This window comes from Pantoea eucrina, assembly GCF_020079945.1.
GTDB classification, from domain to species: Bacteria; Pseudomonadota; Gammaproteobacteria; order Enterobacterales; family Enterobacteriaceae; genus Pantoea; species Pantoea eucrina.
Genome location: NZ_CP083448.1, coordinates 1146850 through 1163278, shown reverse-complemented (window position 1 = coordinate 1163278; position 16429 = coordinate 1146850). Strand labels below are relative to the sequence as shown.

Here is a 16429-nt window from a genome sequence, read left to right as displayed (position 1 = left end):
AACCGGAGAACCATCGCTATGTCTGCTGTCGGTCGCATTCACTCTATTGAATCCTGCGGGACCGTTGACGGTCCTGGCATCCGTTTTATCACCTTTTTTCAGGGCTGCCTGATGCGCTGCCTCTACTGCCATAATCGCGATACCTGGGATACTCACGCAGGTAAAACAGCGACGGTTGAAGAGCTGATGCGGGATGTGATCGCCTGTCGCCATTATATGAACGCGTCAGGCGGTGGTGTGACCGCCTCCGGCGGAGAAGCGATTCTGCAGGCTGAATTTGTGCGCGACTGGTTCCGCGCCTGTAAGCAGGCGGGCATTCACACCTGCCTTGATACCAACGGCTTTGTGCGGCGCTACGATCCGGTAATCGATGAGCTGCTGGAGGTCACCGACTTAGTGATGCTCGATCTGAAACAGATTAACGATGAGATCCATGAAATTCTGGTCGGCGTTTCCAATCACCGCACGCTCGATTTTGCCCGCTACCTGCAGAAGAAAAACAAACGCACCTGGATCCGCTACGTGGTTGTGCCGGGCTATTCAGATGATGACGACTCTGCACACCGCCTCGGCAGGTTTACCGCTGACATGCAGAATGTGGAAAAAATAGAGCTGCTTCCCTATCACGAGCTGGGCAAGCATAAATGGGAGGCTATGGGGGAAACGTACCAGCTGGCTGGCGTCAGGCCACCAGCCAGAGAGACGATGGAGCGGATTAAAGCGATTCTGGCAGGCTACGGGCACAGCGTGATGTACTAAAACCCGCGCGCGCGACCTGCTCTCTGATATTTACACCTGTCAGGCGTGCGCCACCGGCGTCGCATGATGATCGGCTTTGCGCAGCAGCATGACCAGATAGACCAGTGCCACCGCAGCAATCATCACAAACAGCAGCTGGTCAGAGTAACGCTGCATCAGCATTGAAGTCATTGCCGGCCCCACCAGGCTGCCCACGGTATAGCTGAACAGCAGCGCTTGATTCATCGCCACCAGCTCATGGTGCGCAACGGTTTCACAGGCCCATGACATGGCAACCGGATAGAGCGTAAAGCCTGCCAGCCCCAGCACAAACAGCGCCGGCGCCATCGCCGTATCGCCCAGCATCGCCACGGCGCCGAGGATCACGACAAACACCTGCACGCGCAGGACCATCAGGCGTCCAAAGCGATCGGCCAGACGCCCGACGGGCCACTGTCCGATAATACCGGAACTCACCAGCAGCGCCATCCAGTAGCCTACTGAGGCGTCACTCATACCGCGATGCGACAGATAGAGCGGCATCAGTCCATAGAGCGAGCCCAGCACAATGCCGGAGATGATGCAGCCATTGATGCCCAGACGTGAACTGCGGCGGCGCAGCATGCTCCAGATACGCGTAGTGGACGCCTCTTCGCTCTCTCCGGCCGTGCTCACCTGCACAAAAAGCAGTGGCAGCATAGCGCAGACAATCAGTGCCGTGACCCAGGGGATCACGTGCAGCAGTTCAGTGGACACGCTGCTGACCAGCAGCTGCCCGGCTACCGTACCGAGATAATAGACAATCATATAGGCAGCCAGCAGCTGACCGCGGTTACGCACCGTACCGCTGCAGAGCAGAGCGCTTTCAACCACTACCCAGATCAGCGCGCAGCCCACGCCGGCGCTGAAGCGCAGCAGCGTCCAGCTGGAGAAGCCTTCCAGCAGCACCATTCCCATCGTCGCCAGAGCAAACAGCACGCTGGCGAAATAGAAGCAGCGATTAAAGCCGTAGCGCGCAATCAGCCAGCCAGCCAGCAGCGTACCCGCCAGATTCCCGGTGTAATAGGCGGAACTCGCCATCCCTACCTGCCAGGTAGGCAGCTGCTCATGGGCAAGCCAGAGCGGCACCAGCGTATTAAGCACAGCGATAGAAACCGTCATCAGCATTAAGCCGCAGAGCAGCAGCAGGACGGGGCGCGACCAGGTAAGCATAAGGATAGAACCAATGGAAAGAAGCGAGAATTGCGCGCAGTTTGCCACTGGAAAATGGAAAGTCAACGAACAGAAAAACAGCACCGCACAATTTGCTGCTGAACAATTTATTTTTTTTATCTTCAGGAGGTTAGAAGCATCATCGCCAGAGCAGAATTAAAATCTATCGCTATGAATTTACAGATTTTTAGCGCTTAACCGCTGCTTCTCTTCGATAACGTTTATTTGTGATAGCTTTGCCGCAAAATCGGATTGCTGCGCACGGCATCGCCCATAAAAAAACCCGGCCAGAGCCGGGTTCTTTTAATCAGCGGACAATCAGCCGATATACTCCAGACCGCCCATATAAGGACGCAGTACGTCCGGTATGGCAATGCGACCATCTGCCTGCTGATAGTTTTCCAGAACCGCGACCAGCGTACGCCCCACCGCCAGACCCGATCCGTTCAGCGTGTGCAGCAGACGCGGCTTTTTATCGCTCTTGCTGCGGCAGCGTGCCTGCATACGACGCGCCTGGAAATCCCACATGTTGGAGCAGGAAGAGATTTCACGATAGGTATCCTGCGCCGGCAGCCAGACTTCGAGATCGTAGGTTTTAACCGCGCCAAAGCCCATATCGCCGGTGCAGAGCAGCACTTTACGGTATGGCAGATTAAGCAGCTGCAGCACTTTCTCCGCATGACCGGTCAGCGCTTCCAGCGCATCCATAGAGGTTTCTGGCGCCACAATCTGCACCATTTCCACTTTATCAAACTGATGCATACGGATCAGCCCGCGCGTGTCGCGGCCGTATGAACCCGCTTCAGAGCGGAAACAGGGCGTGTGTGCGGTCAGCCTGATCGGCAAACTCTCTTCTTCAACGATTTCATCACGCACCAGATTGGTCAGCGGCACTTCCGCGGTAGGGATCAGCGCATAGTTGCTGCTACCCGCTTCTTCACCCAGCGGTTTGGTGTGAAACAGATCTTCGCCAAATTTTGGCAGCTGCCCGGTGCCATACAGCGTATCGTGGTTAACCAGATACGGCACATAGGTTTCCAGGTAGCCATGTTCCTGCGTGTGCAGATCGATCATAAACTGGCTCAGAGCGCGATGCAGACGCGCAATCTGGCCCTGCATGACGATAAAGCGAGAGCCGGTCAGTTTAACAGCGGCGGCAAAATCGAGCCCCCTGACAGATTCACCCAGCTCTACGTGATCTTTTACCGGGAAATCAAACTGGCGCGGCTCGCCCCAGCGGCTGATTTCCAGATTCTCACTGTCATCTTTACCCAGAGGAACGTCATCAGCTGGCAGATTGGGCAGCGCCAGCGCAAAATCGCGGATCTCATTTTGCAGCACATCCAGTTCCGCTTTTGCCGCATCCAGACGTTCACCCAGCGTATTCACTTCCTGACGCAGCGGCTCGATATCTTCCCCACGGGCTTTTGCCTGGCCGATGGATTTGGATCGGGCATTACGCTCAGCCTGCAGATTTTCGGTTTCGACCTGCAGTACTTTGCGGCGCTCTTCTAAGGAGCGCAGCGTATCCACATCCAGTTTAAATCCCCGGCGTGCCAGTTTTTCTGCGACTGCGTCTGGCTCGTTACGCAGCAGATTGGGATCGAGCATGCTTATCCTGTGTAATAAAAGGTTGATTGAAAAATGAGGGGTTGCATCCCACTGGAATGCAATGAATTCCTTACTCACCTTACCGTAACGCGTTTATCAGCGGTAGCGTTTTATCGGGCTATTTTCATCCTGCTCAGCCAGCCAGACGAGTTTTTCACCGATCTTTCCTTCCAGTCCGCGCGGCACAGGATGGTAATAGCGGACATCGCGCATTTCCGGCGGGAAAAAGACTTCGCCGGCCGCATAGGCGTTGGGTTCATCATGCGCATAGCGATAGCTTTTACCCAGCCCCATCTCTTTCATCAGCTTTGTCGGCGCATTACGCAGATGATCCGGCACATCGTAATCAGGATGCTCGCGCGCATCGCGCAGCGCCGCTTTGAAAGCCGTGTACACTGCGTTGCTTTTCGGCGCACATGCCAGATAGACAATCGCCTGCGCAATCGCACGCTCGCCTTCTGCCGGCCCGACGCGCGTAAAGCAGTCCCAGGCTGAAATGGCTACCTGCATGGCGCGCGGATCGGCATTTCCGACATCTTCCGAGGCGATAGCCAGCAGACGCCGTGCGACATAGAGCGGATCCCCGCCGGCGGTAATAATCCGGGCGTACCAGTAGAGCGCCGCGTCGGGCGCAGAGCCGCGCACCGATTTGTGCAGCGCCGAGATGAGATCGTAAAAGCGATCGCCCTGGTTATCAAAGCGCGCCGCACGCTCGCCAGCCACTTCGGTCAGCAGCTGCGGCGTCAGCTCCCGCTTGCCCTGCGCGCTGACATCTGCCATATCCGCCATCATTTCCAGCGTATTCAGCGCACGGCGCGCGTCACCGCTTACCAGTTCGGCAATCATCCGGCGCGTGGCGTCAGGCAGCACGATATCACTGTCACCATAGCCGCGAGTGCTGTCTTCCATCGCCTGCGTCAGCACCTGCTCAATCTCCTCTGTCGTCAGTGATTTGAGCAGATAGACGCGCGCACGCGACAGCAGCGCAGAGTTGAGTTCAAACGAAGGGTTTTCCGTGGTAGCACCGATAAATGTGATGGTGCCATCTTCGATATGTGGCAGGAAGGCATCCTGCTGGCTTTTATTGAAGCGATGGACCTCATCCACAAACAGGATAGTGCGGCGGCCGGCGTGGCGGTTTTGCCGGGCGCGCTCAATTGCCTCACGAATATCTTTTACGCCTGACGTGACCGCTGAGATGCGTTCCACATCAGCATTACCGTAGTGCGCGATGATCTCTGCCAGCGTGGTCTTGCCGGTGCCCGGCGGTCCCCACAGAATCATCGAGTGCAGCTGCCCGGCTTCAATCGCCCGCGGCAGCGGTTTGCCAGGGGCCAGCAGATGCTGCTGGCCGATATACTCCTGAAGCGTCGTAGGCCGCATTCTGGCGGCCAGCGGTTTAAACGCATTTGAAGGGGCAAAATCCAGAGAGAGATTACTCAACTCAACCTCACTGACGCTGGTCGTCTACCGTTACCCCTTTTGGTGGCGTAAAGGTAAATTTATCGGGACTGATAGCACCATTTTTCTGGCTCTTCAGCTGGTAGCTGCTGCGCTGGCCATCCTGCTCAACCGCGCTGAACTGATTGATAGTGCCCGATGACGATACGTTGATGGTGAACTGTTTCAGGTTGCCGTCGCTGTTTTTTGGCGTCAGCTCAAAGCTGTCACCCTGCTGTTTGATGTTGTACTGCTTCCAGTCGCTGGGCTGATTGCGGGCAATAAGCATAAATGGCGTATTGCTGGTGGCATTCTGCAGCAGGCTCACGCTGGCCTGTTCAACAAACGGATTGTAGAACCACAGGTTTTTACCGTCGGAGACAATAACGCTCTCATCCGGCGCCGTCATGTGCCAGTTAAACAGGCTGGGACGCTTAACCCACAGCTCGCCTTCACCATCCTGCACATTGGCACCGCTGCCGTCGGTGACTTTCTGGCTAAAGCTGGCATGGAAACTGTTTACTTTGTTCAGGCGCTGCTGCAGGTCGCCGGAGGCATCCGCCAGCGCTGATGCTGAAACAAAACCGGCCAGCAGGCCACAGGCAATAACGCGTAATTTCATCTGATTCGATTCCTTATTCACTGTTCCTGATACTCACTGCTATTAAACGTAGTTGCCGTATTGTCTCTTCGACAGAAGAAAAAGCCGAAAGGTCCCAAAGATATGGGGATTGCGCAACAGATAAACAATGGGCCAGTTGTTAACTGGCCCATCAGGAAAGTTGTGCTGTCAGCCGGCGTTACATTTCATGTGGCGGCGGCGAAAGCACCTCGCGGTTACCGTTATGGCCCGGCTCAGAAACAATCCCCTGCGCTTCCATCTGCTCAATGATACGTGCCGCACGGTTATAGCCGATACGGAACTGACGCTGTACACCAGAGATAGAGGCGCGACGTTTCTCAACCACAAAGGAGACGGCCTGATCGAATAGCGGATCGAGCTCTTCATCACCATCCATCCCGCCTGCGCCGCCTTCGCTCTCCTCGCCCGCGGTGATGCTGTCGATATACTGCGGGCGTCCGCGCGCTTTCCAGTCCTGCACGACAGCATGAACTTCCTGATCGCGCACGAATGCGCCGTGCACGCGTACCGGCATTGAGGAGTTAGGTGGCATATAGAGCATATCACCCATTCCCAGCAGCGATTCTGCGCCGCCCTGATCGAGGATGGTACGCGAGTCAATCTTACTTGATACCGTAAAAGCGATACGCGTAGGAATGTTGGCTTTAATCAGACCGGTAATCACGTCAACCGACGGACGCTGGGTTGCCAGCACCAGGTGAATACCGGCAGCACGCGCTTTCTGCGCCAGACGCGCTATCAGCTCTTCTACCTTTTTACCCACCGCCATCATCAGGTCGGCAAACTCATCCACCAGCACAACGATATAGGGCAGCTTCTCGAGTACGGGCGGCGTCATGTCCATGCTGTCACCCGGCTTCCAGAACGGATCGGGAATCGGACGGCCCATCGCCGCAGCCTGCTCAATTTTTTCGTTATAACCGGCGAGGTTACGTACGCCCAGCGCAGACATCAGTTTGTAGCGACGCTCCATCTCCACCACGCTCCAGCGCAGCGCGTTAGCAGCGTCTTTCATGTCGGTGACCACCTCGGTAAGCAGGTGCGGGATCCCTTCATAAACTGACAGCTCAAGCATTTTCGGGTCGATCATGATAAAGCGCACCTCTTCCGGGGTCGCTTTATAGAGCATACTGATGATCATGGTGTTAACGCCAACCGACTTACCGGAACCGGTGGTACCGGCAACCAGCAGGTGTGGCATTTTTGCCAGATCGGCGACAACAGGCTGTCCGGAGATATCTTTACCCAGCACCACTGACAAAGGAGAAGGATTATCGCGGAACTTATCGCAATCCAGCACTTCACGCAGATAGACCGTCTGACGATGTTTGTTCGGCAGCTCAAGTCCAACGTAAGGTTTACCGGGGATCACCTCTACCACACGCACTGCCACGGCTGATAGTGAACGCGCCAGATCGCGGGAAAGGTTTGAGATCCTCGCCGCTTTAACGCCCGGCGCCAGATCGAGCTCAAAGCGGGTGATCACCGGACCCGGAGAGATCCCTACCACTTCCGCTTTTACCCGGTAGTCAGCCAGACGCGCTTCTACCAGGCGCGCCGTCTGTTCCAGAGCAAACATATCCACCGGCTCTTCTTCTTCCGGAGGAGCCGTCAGCAGCTCAAGTACCGGAAGCGGCGTGGACGGTTTTTCCAGCGGTCGTTCATGACGCACCAGGAAAGGATGAAACAGACTATCCTGCGCCGGTACGGCCGGTGCTGCGGCAGGCTCTGCTGCCGGTGCAGCTGGCTGCTGCCACTCTGCGGCTGGTTCTGCTGCCGGTGCGGCTGGCTGCTGCCACTGCGCGGCTGGTTCCACAGCAGGTGCAGCTGGCTGCTGCCACTCTGCGGCTGGTTCCGCTGCCGGTGCGGCTGGCTGCTGCCACTGCGCGGCTGGTTCGGCTGCCGGTGCGGCTGGCTGCTGCCACTGTGCGTCTGGTTCTGCTGCCGGTGCGGCTGGCTGCTGCCACTGTGCGTCTGGTTCTGCTGCCGGTGAAGCTGGCTGCTGCCACTGCGCTTCAGGCTCCGGCATTGCCGCAATAGTAAACAGCGGTTCACTCGGCGTATCATCAACCAGATCTTTCATCGGCGAGAAGTCAAAAGCAGCTGAGGTATCCAGATTAAACACCGGCGCTTTTTCTTCCTGCGGTGCGCTGTAGCGCTGCTGCTGCTGCGCCGCAAACTGGCTCGCCAGCTGCGCCTGATGCTGCGCTTCCTGATCGTCCTCTTCAGTATGCGACTCCCAGCTTTCACCATAGCGCTGCTGCTGCTGTGACTGGAATGCATCACGCAGCTGCGCTTCCTGAAGCGTAGCCTCTTCCTCATACTGCGGCTGATGCAGCGTGGCACTCACGTCGGGCTGTTGCTGCTCTGCTTCTTCGCGCGCTTTCTCCTCTGCCATACGCTGTGAAGGCAGTTTGATTCCATAAGAAGCGAGTTCACGTCGGGTGGGCAGTTTAACTTTGTTAGGACGCGGCAGCTCCGGACCAATCCCCTGTTTTACCTGCGGGTTGCGATCGCGCTCAGGCACAATGTCAAAAACAGGCGACAGCGACGCTTCCGCACGCTGTACGGCAGCGGTAGCAGCACCTGTGGCCGCGGCGGCCGTGAATGCAGGGGCGGCAGCAGAGAAGCGATCGGCACTTTGCCAGTCACCCATGCGCGGACCCTCTTCATCCGGTGCAGCAGGCGACGCGACAGGCTCTGCCGGCAGTTCAAAATGATAAAGCGGTGGCGTCTGCGGTGCTGGCGTGGCGGTCACAACCGGTTGAGATGTAACCGGTTGCGGCACGGCAGCCTGTGTAGATGTGACCGGTTGCGGTACGGCAGCCGCAGCCTGCGTAACTGCCGGCTCCGCTGTCAGTGCAGGTTCTGCTACGGCAGCCGAAGCGGGCGGTGCCTGACGGGCAGCTTCACTGACTGCAGAAAGCGCCGCAGCGGTTGCGCTGGACGCTTTGGCCAGCAGCGGTTCGCTGGCCAGCTCAGCAGAGAGTGCAGGCGCAGGCGCGCGCGGCGCAGCCAGCAGAACATCTTCTTCGTCCGCAGCCTGAGACGCTACAACCGGACGCAATGGGACATCCGCTTCCTCTTCATACTCATCCTCTTCCCAGCGATCGTCATGACGAGAGCGGTTGCTGGCAAAAGTCAGCACGCCCATTACCACGCTCCCGATTTTTTCAGCGATAGCGAGCCATGACCAGCCGGTATAGAGCGTGATACCTGCGGCCCAGATACAGAGCAGCGTCAGCGTGCCGGTTGCACCATGCAGCCACGGCGCCATGGCATTACTGACCAGACTGCCGATCACCCCGCCTGAGGCAAAGTACCAGATATCATCAACGTTCAGCGCAGCCAGTCCGCAGGTGGTCACCACCAGTGCCAGCACGCCTATCAGACGCAATCCAACGGCAAAATAGTCGATATAATCCTGCCGATCGCGCTGCCGGAAAGTGATCCAGCACAGTCCCAGAATAACGGGTGGAATGGCATAGGCCATCACGCCAAAGATAAACAGCAAAGTATCTGCCAGCCAGGCGCCTGGGCTACCCCCGATATTGTGGATAGGTTCATGCCATGCGGTCTGAGACCAGCTGGGATCGGAAGGGTTAAAACTGACCAGTGACACCATCAGATAGATGGCGAACAAGGCTACAAGGATGAGCAACGCCTCGAGCAGACGACGTCCACTGCTCAGCGATTGTAACGAAACATCTTTATCTTCTGTGTATTCCTGGCTCAAGAGAACTCTCCAGGTGCCTGTAAAATAAGAAGGCAACAGCGCCGGAAGAGCCCGACGCTGGTCCTGTATGAATTCACAGGAGTGTACCTAAATCCTGCACGCTTTGCACCTTCCCTGCGTTAGCGGGTTTTAATAACCAGCCGGTTACTCTGTTTCACCTCTTCCATCACGACATAGGTACGGGTGTCGTTTACGCCTGGCAGGCGCAGCAAGGTTTCTCCCAGCAGTTTACGATAGGCAGACATATCAGGCACGCGGGTTTTCAGCAGATAGTCAAAGTCACCGGAAACGAGGTGACACTCTTGAGTTTCCTCAAGTTTTTGCACTGCGGCGTTAAATTGCTCAAACACGTCAGGGGCACCGCGATTCAGAGTAATCTCAACAAACACCAGCAGAGATGCATCAAGGTAGTGCGGGTTGAGCTGAGCGGTGTAGCCAAGGATAAAGCCCTGTCGCTCCAGACGGCGAACACGCTCAAGGCATGGCGTTGGCGAAAGGCCTACGCGCTTGGAAAGCTCAACATTGGAGATACGGCCATCTTTTTGCAGTTCATTCAGGATATTTCTGTCGATACGATCCAGATCTTTTCCGGGGCGCTTTTTATTGTCTACCATTATTATTGTCTCTCTTAATTCCTTCCCTATGCCTGCCACAACCCTGAAAAATGCGTATTTCAGGGCCTTACTGATTGAAGACCATAAGCCTGTGCAGTCGCGCACCATCCGTATGACGCATGCTGTCTGTCCACATCATGCGTCATTACCAATGTCAGGCTGAGATTTTCTGACGCCACCGCGCAAAACAGCAATGAATTACCGTTCTGAACCGCCAGAGACTCTCTGCTTCTTCCAATGTTTTCGCAAATGCGCAGGCGATTGTCAAAGTAAAACATCTAAATTCAGTACAAGATGCCAGATACCGTGCTGGAGCCCTGTTTTTAAATGATATTTTCAGGGTGGTGATGCCTTTTATTTACTCAGAATGCACTCTTTTAGCGCAACGCTGCAGCAAAGATGCGTTTCATCGTCTACGCCGCTTGCAGCAATTGCTAACAAAATGGTGCAAAGCTTTTTTTGCTGTCCTAATTTCCCTACAATCAAAATCACTGTTGTCAGAAACACACTGAGGAATGCATGAGTACGGCCAAACACAGCAAACTGCTTATTCTGGGCTCAGGCCCAGCCGGTTATACCGCTGCAGTTTATGCGGCACGCGCTAACCTGAATCCGGTTCTGGTTACCGGTCTGGAAAAGGGCGGCCAGCTTACGACGACCACCGAAGTTGAAAACTGGCCAGGCGACCCGCATGACCTGACCGGGCCGTCGCTGATGGAGCGTATGCATGCGCATGCCGAAAAATTCAACACCGAAATTCTGTTCGATCATATTCATACCGTTGACCTGCAGCAGCGCCCTTTTCGTCTGACCGGTGACAGCGGTGAATATACGGCGGACGCCCTGATTATTGCGACGGGTGCATCTGCACGCTATCTGGGTCTGCCTTCTGAAGAGGCATTTAAGGGCCGTGGCGTCTCTGCCTGTGCGACCTGCGACGGGTTTTTCTATCGCAACCAGAAAGTTGCGGTGATCGGTGGAGGCAATACTGCTGTTGAAGAGGCGCTGTACCTTGCCAACATCGCGTCTGAGGTACACCTGATCCACCGCCGCGACACCTTCCGCGCAGAGAAGATTCTGATCGACCGGCTGATGGAAAAAGTGCGCAGCGGCAATATTGTGCTGCATACGCATCGCACGCTGGAAGAAGTGACCGGTGACCAAATGGGTGTGACCGGCGTGAAGCTGCTGGCAACTAACGGTGAGCCTGCAGAATCGCTTGAGGTCGCAGGCCTGTTTGTCGCCATTGGCCACAGTCCAAACACCGCCATTTTTGAGGGCCAGCTCGCGCTGGAGAATGGCTATATTAAGGTGCAGTCCGGCCTGCACGGTAACGCCACGCAGACCAGTATTCCGGGCGTCTTTGCCGCAGGCGATGTGATGGATCACACTTATCGTCAGGCGATCACCTCTGCCGGTACCGGCTGTATGGCAGCGCTGGATGCAGAGCGCTATCTGGATGGTCTGGTTAAAACCGATCGGTAATGTGTTAATAACCTGATCATAATCATAGTGAGGCGGCCTGTTCAGGTCGCCTTTTTTATGTACCGCGTGCTAAAGTGCTGCCGACCGCAATAACCGGATACTTTATCCGGTTTTCGCTTTGTTTCAGAAGAGCAGACGACAGTATGAATAGATCACGGCAAAAGCGCCTGCTGAGCTGGTTACGGCAGCAGCGAGCTTCCGGCGCTACCGCCCTGCGGCTGGCTGCGCTATGCGGCTTTGCCTCCGCACTCGTCCTTATCGCCCAGGCGTGGCTGATGGCTACGCTACTGCAGCAGCTGGTCGTCTCCGATCGGCCCCGCTCGTCGCTGGTCACTCAGTTTCTGCTGTTGCTGTTCTGTTTTCTATTGCGTGCCGGCTTTAACTATGGCCGGGAGATGGCAGGCTTCCGCGCCGGTCTCGCCATCCGGCGGGCGCTGCGGCGCCAGCTGCTTGATCGCATCGATGCGCTCGGACCGGCCTGGATACAGGGCAGACCTGCCGGCAGCTGGTCAACGCTGCTGCTTGAGCAGATTGAACAGCTGCAGGAATATTATGCGCGTTATCTGCCACAGATGACGCTGGCGGTTGCTATTCCCTGCGCAATTTTGGTAGCTGTGTTTCCCGTTAACTGGGCTGCAGGGCTGATTCTGCTGGTCACGGCTCCGCTGATCCCGCTGTTTATGGCGCTGGTGGGCATGGGCGCAGCGGATGCCAGCCGGCGTAACTTTCTTGCGCTATCGCGCCTGAGCGGCGATTTTTACGATCGTCTGCGCGGACGCGACACGCTGCGGCTGTTTCACCGTGCAGCGGCTGAGAAACAGGCTATTGCCGCCAGCACCGATAGCTTTCGGCAGCGGACAATGGAAGTACTGCGCCTCGCTTTTCTCTCGTCGGCGGTGCTGGAATTTTTCGCCTCGCTGGCGATTGCCGTTGTCGCCGTCTATTTTGGCTTTTCTTACCTTGGCGAATTTGATTTTGGCCATTACGGTACCGGCATAACGCTGTTTGCCGGCTTTCTCGCGCTAATCCTTGCGCCGGAGTTTTTCCAGCCACTGCGCGATCTGGGTACCTTTTATCACGCCAAAGCGCAGGCGGCAGGCGCAGCAGATGCGCTGGAAACATTCCTGCAGGCGACCCCCGACGCCCGGCCACAGGAGCCGGTTCGCCCGTGGTGTGACGAGGCTCCCCTGATGCTGACCGCAGAGAATCTGGTGGTAATGAGTCCTGGCGGCCACGCGCTGACGCAGCCGCTTAATTTTACCCTGCGCGCAGGCTGCCGGGTCGCGCTGGTCGGTGAAAGCGGCGCAGGCAAAACCGTGCTGATGAACGCGCTGCTCGGTTTTCTGCCCTGGCAGGGCGTGCTGCGGGCCAATGGCGTGGATCTGCGTCATATCGATCGTGCAGGATGGCAGCGGCAACTTGCCTGGGTGGGACAGAATCCGCAGCTGCCTGCACAAACGCTGCGCGATAACCTGATGCCGGATCGCCCCGTTGAGGAGAGCAGACTACAGGCTGTATTAGTCCAGGCTGGCGTAAGCGCATTTCTGGCGAGCCTGCCGCTGGGACTGGATACGCCGACTGGCGAGGACGGTGTCGGGCTTTCCGTTGGTCAGGCACAGCGGATTGCGGTTGCCCGCGCGCTGCTGAAGCCGGCAAAACTGCTGCTGCTGGATGAACCGGGTTCAGGCCTGGACAGCACCAGTGAATACCACGTCATGCAGGCGCTTAACCAGGCAGCTCGGCAGCAGACGACGTTAATGATTACGCACCAGCTGCACGATCTGGCGCAGTGGGATGAAGTGTGGGTCATGCAGCAGGGTGCGCTGGTACAGCAGGGAAGCTGGCAGCAGCTCAGCAGTGAGCCCGGGCTGCTGCAGGAGATGATACGGCAACGTCAGCAGGAGGTTCCACTGTGTGCTCATTAATGCCTTTTCTGCGTCTGTTCCGGCAGCACCCCTGGCGCCTGGGATTGGGGATCGCGCTGGCTATCCTCACCCTGCTTGCCAGTGTGAGCCTGCTTACGCTCTCGGGCTGGTTTCTGGCTGCCTCCTCACTGGCAGGGCTGGCCGGACTCTATACCTTCAACTATATGCTGCCGGCGGCAGGCGTGCGCGGTGCCGCGATTATACGCACCGCCGCGCGTTATTTTGAGCGTCTTGTCAGTCATGACGCCACTTTCCGGGTGCTGCAGCATCTGCGTGTCTACACCTTCAGCCGCCTGATGGCGCTGGCACCAGAGCAGCTGTCGCGCTTTCGTCACGGCGAGTTGTTAAATCGTTTTGTCAGCGATGTCGATACGCTCGATCATCTCTACCTGCGTATTATTTCGCCCCTGGCCGGTGCGGCAGTGGTCATTATCGTCGTAACCTGCAGTCTCTCTCTGCTCAGCCTGCCTCTGGCGCTGCTCTTAGGCGGCAGCATGCTGCTGACCCTGCTGCTGCTGCCCGCCCTCTTCTGCTATTTTGGTCAGGCTTCCGGCGCGCGTATCGCCCGTTCTCAGGCGAGCTGGCGGCTGCAGCTTGCCGGCTGGCTCATGGCTCAGGCTGAGCTAAAAATCTATGGTGCAGCAACGGCCTGGCGTCAGCGGCTGGACAGCACAGAGCAGCAGTGGCAGCACGCGCAGCAACAGCAGCATCACCTGCAGGCGTTTGCGCAGAGCCTGCTGCTGCTGATAGCCGGTCTGACCGTAACGCTGCTGCTGTGGGTGTCAGTTGCTTCTGTCGGGGGCGCAACGATTGCGCTGTTTCTGTTCTGTGGCCTGGCAGCGTTTGAAGCGCTGGCACCGGTTGCCGGCGCTTTTCTGCCGCTGGCGCAGGTCAGCAGCGCTGCACGGCGCGTGCAGGAGATTATCGACCAGCCGCCTGCCATCCATTTTCCGTCAGCCATGCAGGATACGGCGCCGGGTATTAGCCTCACGCTGGATAACGTTTCATTTAGCTATCCGCAGCGCCCGGAGCCGGTATTAGCGCATTTTTCACTGCAGCTGCGGCAAGGCGAACGTATCGCTCTGCTCGGTCCGACCGGCTGCGGTAAATCGAGCCTGCTGGCGCTTATCACCCGCAGCCGGGAGGCCACCGCCGGGAGTATTCAGCTTAATGACACTCCGCTCGCACAGTGGGATGAGATCAGTCTGCGGCAGCGTATCAGCGTGGTGACGCAGCGCGTGCATCTTTTCAGCCAGACGCTGCGGGACAACCTCTTACTGGCGCTTCCCACGGCCAGTGACAGTGAGCTGACTGCCGCTCTGGCGCAGGCCGGGCTCGGCTTTCTGGCTGAACAGCCTGACGGACTGGATAGCTGGATGGGTGAAGGCGGCAGACCCCTTTCCGGCGGCGAACTGCGGCGCCTGGCCATCGCCCGCGCCCTGCTGCACAATGGCGATCTCTGGCTACTGGATGAACCCACTGAAGGGCTGGACGCCACGACCGAGCAGCAGATTCTGCAATTACTGCTGCGGGTCAGCAAGGGTAAGACGCTGATTGTGGTGACACATCGCCTGCAGGGTCTGGAGAAGATGGATCGCATCTGCGTAATGGATCAGGGCGCCATTGTGGAATCAGGTTCTCATGACGAATTAATCTCAAAAGCGGGTCGCTACTGGCGTTTCCGTCAGCGCTTTGCGTTATAGTCTGGAGATGACGCTTCTGAGTAGCTGATGCCATGAGACTGGTACAACTTTCACGTGATTCACTGCACTTCCCGCCGCCGGAAATGGCGCTGCGCGAACCAAACGGTTTGCTGGCTATGGGCGGCGATCTTTCGCCTGCACGTCTGATTAATGCCTACCAGCACGGTATTTTCCCCTGGTTTTCGCCCGGCGATCCGATTCTCTGGTGGTCACCCGATCCGCGGGCCGTGCTGATGCCAGACGCCTTTCATCTCAGCCGGAGCATGGCGCGTTTTCACCGTCGCTCTCCCTATCGCGTGACCATGAACCACGCCTTTGCACAAGTACTTGAAGGCTGCGCGACCGGACGTCAGGAGGGAACCTGGATCACCTTTGAGGTCAAGCGCGCCTGGCTGCGCCTGTATGAACTGGGGCATGCGCACTCTATTGAAGTGTGGCATAAAAACAGCCTGGTCGGGGGTATGTACGGTCTGGCGCTCGGCCAGATGTTCTGCGGAGAATCGATGTTCAGCCGACAGGAAAACGCCTCGAAAACCGCGCTGTGGGTATTTTCGCAACACTTCCGGGCTCATCAGGGCAGGCTTATCGATTGTCAGGTGCTCAATCCCCATACGGCATCGCTTGGCGCAACGGAAATTCCACGCGCTGACTATCTGCAGGAGCTAAAAAAGCTGGCGTGGCAGCCGGTTGCTGAAGGGTGCTGGCAGACACAGACCCTTTTTTAGCCCTGTCCGCAGATGTTTTGCACACAAATCCACATAAAAGTGATACAATAAGCGAGTTTGGTATGTCGTCCGCGCTTCGCTGTGGCGATCCGGAATTGCCAGGCTGGGAATCTCACCTGTTTCCTGAAACTGTTTCATCCGCCCCTGCCGGGCCGGTTGCTGCAGATTCTTAGCCCGCTAATCCCCCGCAGACGTCAACAACACCCGAATTTATCCGTACTGCACGCGCGACAGCGCGACGCACGGCGAAGCGTTGGCAAAAACAGCCAACGTTTCTTTACATAAATCATGGAATTCGGCATTATCTTGCCGGTTCAACAGTTTGGTAGTTCACCCAGAGGATTCGATGGCCAAAGAAGACAATATTGAAATGCAGGGTACCGTACTGGATACGTTACCTAACACCATGTTCCGCGTAGAGCTTGAAAACGGGCACGTGGTTACCGCTCATATCTCCGGTAAAATGCGCAAAAACTATATCCGCATCCTGACGGGTGACAAAGTCACTGTAGAGTTGACCCCGTACGACCTGAGCAAAGGCCGCATTGTCTTCCGCAGTCGCTAAGCTGCTGCACACGTCGCGGGCTGGTTAAGTTT

13 protein-coding genes are annotated in these 16429 nt (G+C 57.0%); 7 read left to right on the top strand and 6 right to left on the bottom strand.

Annotated features, from left to right (window positions below; genetic code table 11):
• Positions 1-18: 18 nt before the first annotated feature.
• The gene (gene pflA / locus LAC65_RS05430) at positions 19-759 is read left to right on the top strand and encodes a pyruvate formate lyase 1-activating protein (RefSeq protein WP_039383546.1); all 741 of its coding nucleotides are present in this window, start codon (positions 19-21) and stop codon (positions 757-759) included.
• A 39-nt stretch (positions 760-798) separates the two neighbouring features.
• On the opposite strand, the gene LAC65_RS05425 is transcribed toward pflA, so the two are convergent.
• Positions 799-1950 carry an MFS transporter gene (locus tag LAC65_RS05425; protein ID WP_039383545.1) on the bottom strand — a complete coding sequence of 384 codons (1152 nt, stop codon included), beginning with the start codon at positions 1948-1950 and terminating at the stop codon, positions 799-801.
• A gap of 13 nt (positions 1951-1963) precedes the next feature.
• Between LAC65_RS05425 and LAC65_RS05420 the strand changes: the two genes are divergently transcribed.
• Complete coding sequence (locus tag LAC65_RS05420) at positions 1964-2110, top strand: hypothetical protein (RefSeq protein WP_158249855.1); 147 nt, start codon at positions 1964-1966, stop codon at positions 2108-2110.
• Positions 2111-2268: 158 nt separating this feature from the next.
• On the opposite strand, the gene serS is transcribed toward LAC65_RS05420, so the two are convergent.
• From serS to lrp, 5 genes are all read right to left on the bottom strand, one after another.
• Positions 2269-3561, bottom strand: a complete 1293-nt coding sequence (serS, locus tag LAC65_RS05415; protein ID WP_039383543.1) for a serine--tRNA ligase — start codon at positions 3559-3561, stop codon at positions 2269-2271.
• A 96-nt stretch (positions 3562-3657) separates the two neighbouring features.
• Positions 3658-5004 carry a replication-associated recombination protein A gene (locus LAC65_RS05410; RefSeq protein ID WP_039383540.1) on the bottom strand — a complete coding sequence of 449 codons (1347 nt, stop codon included), beginning with the start codon at positions 5002-5004 and terminating at the stop codon, positions 3658-3660.
• 7 nt (positions 5005-5011) lie between these two features.
• Positions 5012-5623 (bottom strand): outer membrane lipoprotein periplasmic chaperone LolA, encoded by a 612-nt coding sequence (gene lolA / locus LAC65_RS05405; RefSeq protein ID WP_039383538.1) that lies wholly within the window; start codon positions 5621-5623, stop codon positions 5012-5014.
• Between the two features lie 178 nt (positions 5624-5801).
• A complete protein-coding gene (locus LAC65_RS05400; protein ID WP_039383536.1) occupies positions 5802-9380 on the bottom strand; it encodes a DNA translocase FtsK in 3579 nt (1192 codons plus the stop codon).
• A gap of 119 nt (positions 9381-9499) precedes the next feature.
• On the bottom strand, positions 9500-9994 hold the full coding sequence (gene lrp, locus LAC65_RS05395; protein WP_006118610.1) for a leucine-responsive transcriptional regulator Lrp: 495 nt from the start codon (positions 9992-9994) through the stop codon (positions 9500-9502).
• A 519-nt stretch (positions 9995-10513) separates the two neighbouring features.
• On the opposite strand from lrp, the gene trxB reads away from it, so the two are divergent.
• The 5 genes from trxB to infA all read left to right on the top strand — a co-directional run bounded on the left by trxB (position 10514) and on the right by infA (position 16397).
• On the top strand, positions 10514-11479 hold the full coding sequence (gene trxB / locus LAC65_RS05390) for a thioredoxin-disulfide reductase (RefSeq protein ID WP_039383533.1): 966 nt from the start codon (positions 10514-10516) through the stop codon (positions 11477-11479).
• Between the two features lie 143 nt (positions 11480-11622).
• Positions 11623-13404: a heme ABC transporter permease/ATP-binding protein CydD gene (gene cydD / locus LAC65_RS05385; RefSeq protein ID WP_039383531.1), complete on the top strand. Its 1782-nt coding sequence runs from the start codon at positions 11623-11625 to the stop codon at positions 13402-13404.
• Entirely contained in the window at positions 13392-15107 is a 1716-nt protein-coding gene (gene cydC, locus LAC65_RS05380) for a heme ABC transporter ATP-binding protein/permease CydC (protein ID WP_039383529.1), read from the top strand. Before cydD ends, cydC begins: the two co-directional genes overlap by 13 nt.
• 32 nt (positions 15108-15139) lie before the next feature.
• Positions 15140-15832, top strand: coding sequence for a leucyl/phenylalanyl-tRNA--protein transferase (aat, locus tag LAC65_RS05375; RefSeq protein WP_039383526.1), 693 nt, complete (start codon positions 15140-15142; stop codon positions 15830-15832).
• Between the two features lie 346 nt (positions 15833-16178).
• A complete protein-coding gene (gene infA, locus LAC65_RS05370) occupies positions 16179-16397 on the top strand; it encodes a translation initiation factor IF-1 (RefSeq protein ID WP_002211347.1) in 219 nt (72 codons plus the stop codon).
• Positions 16398-16429 lie beyond the last annotated feature (32 nt).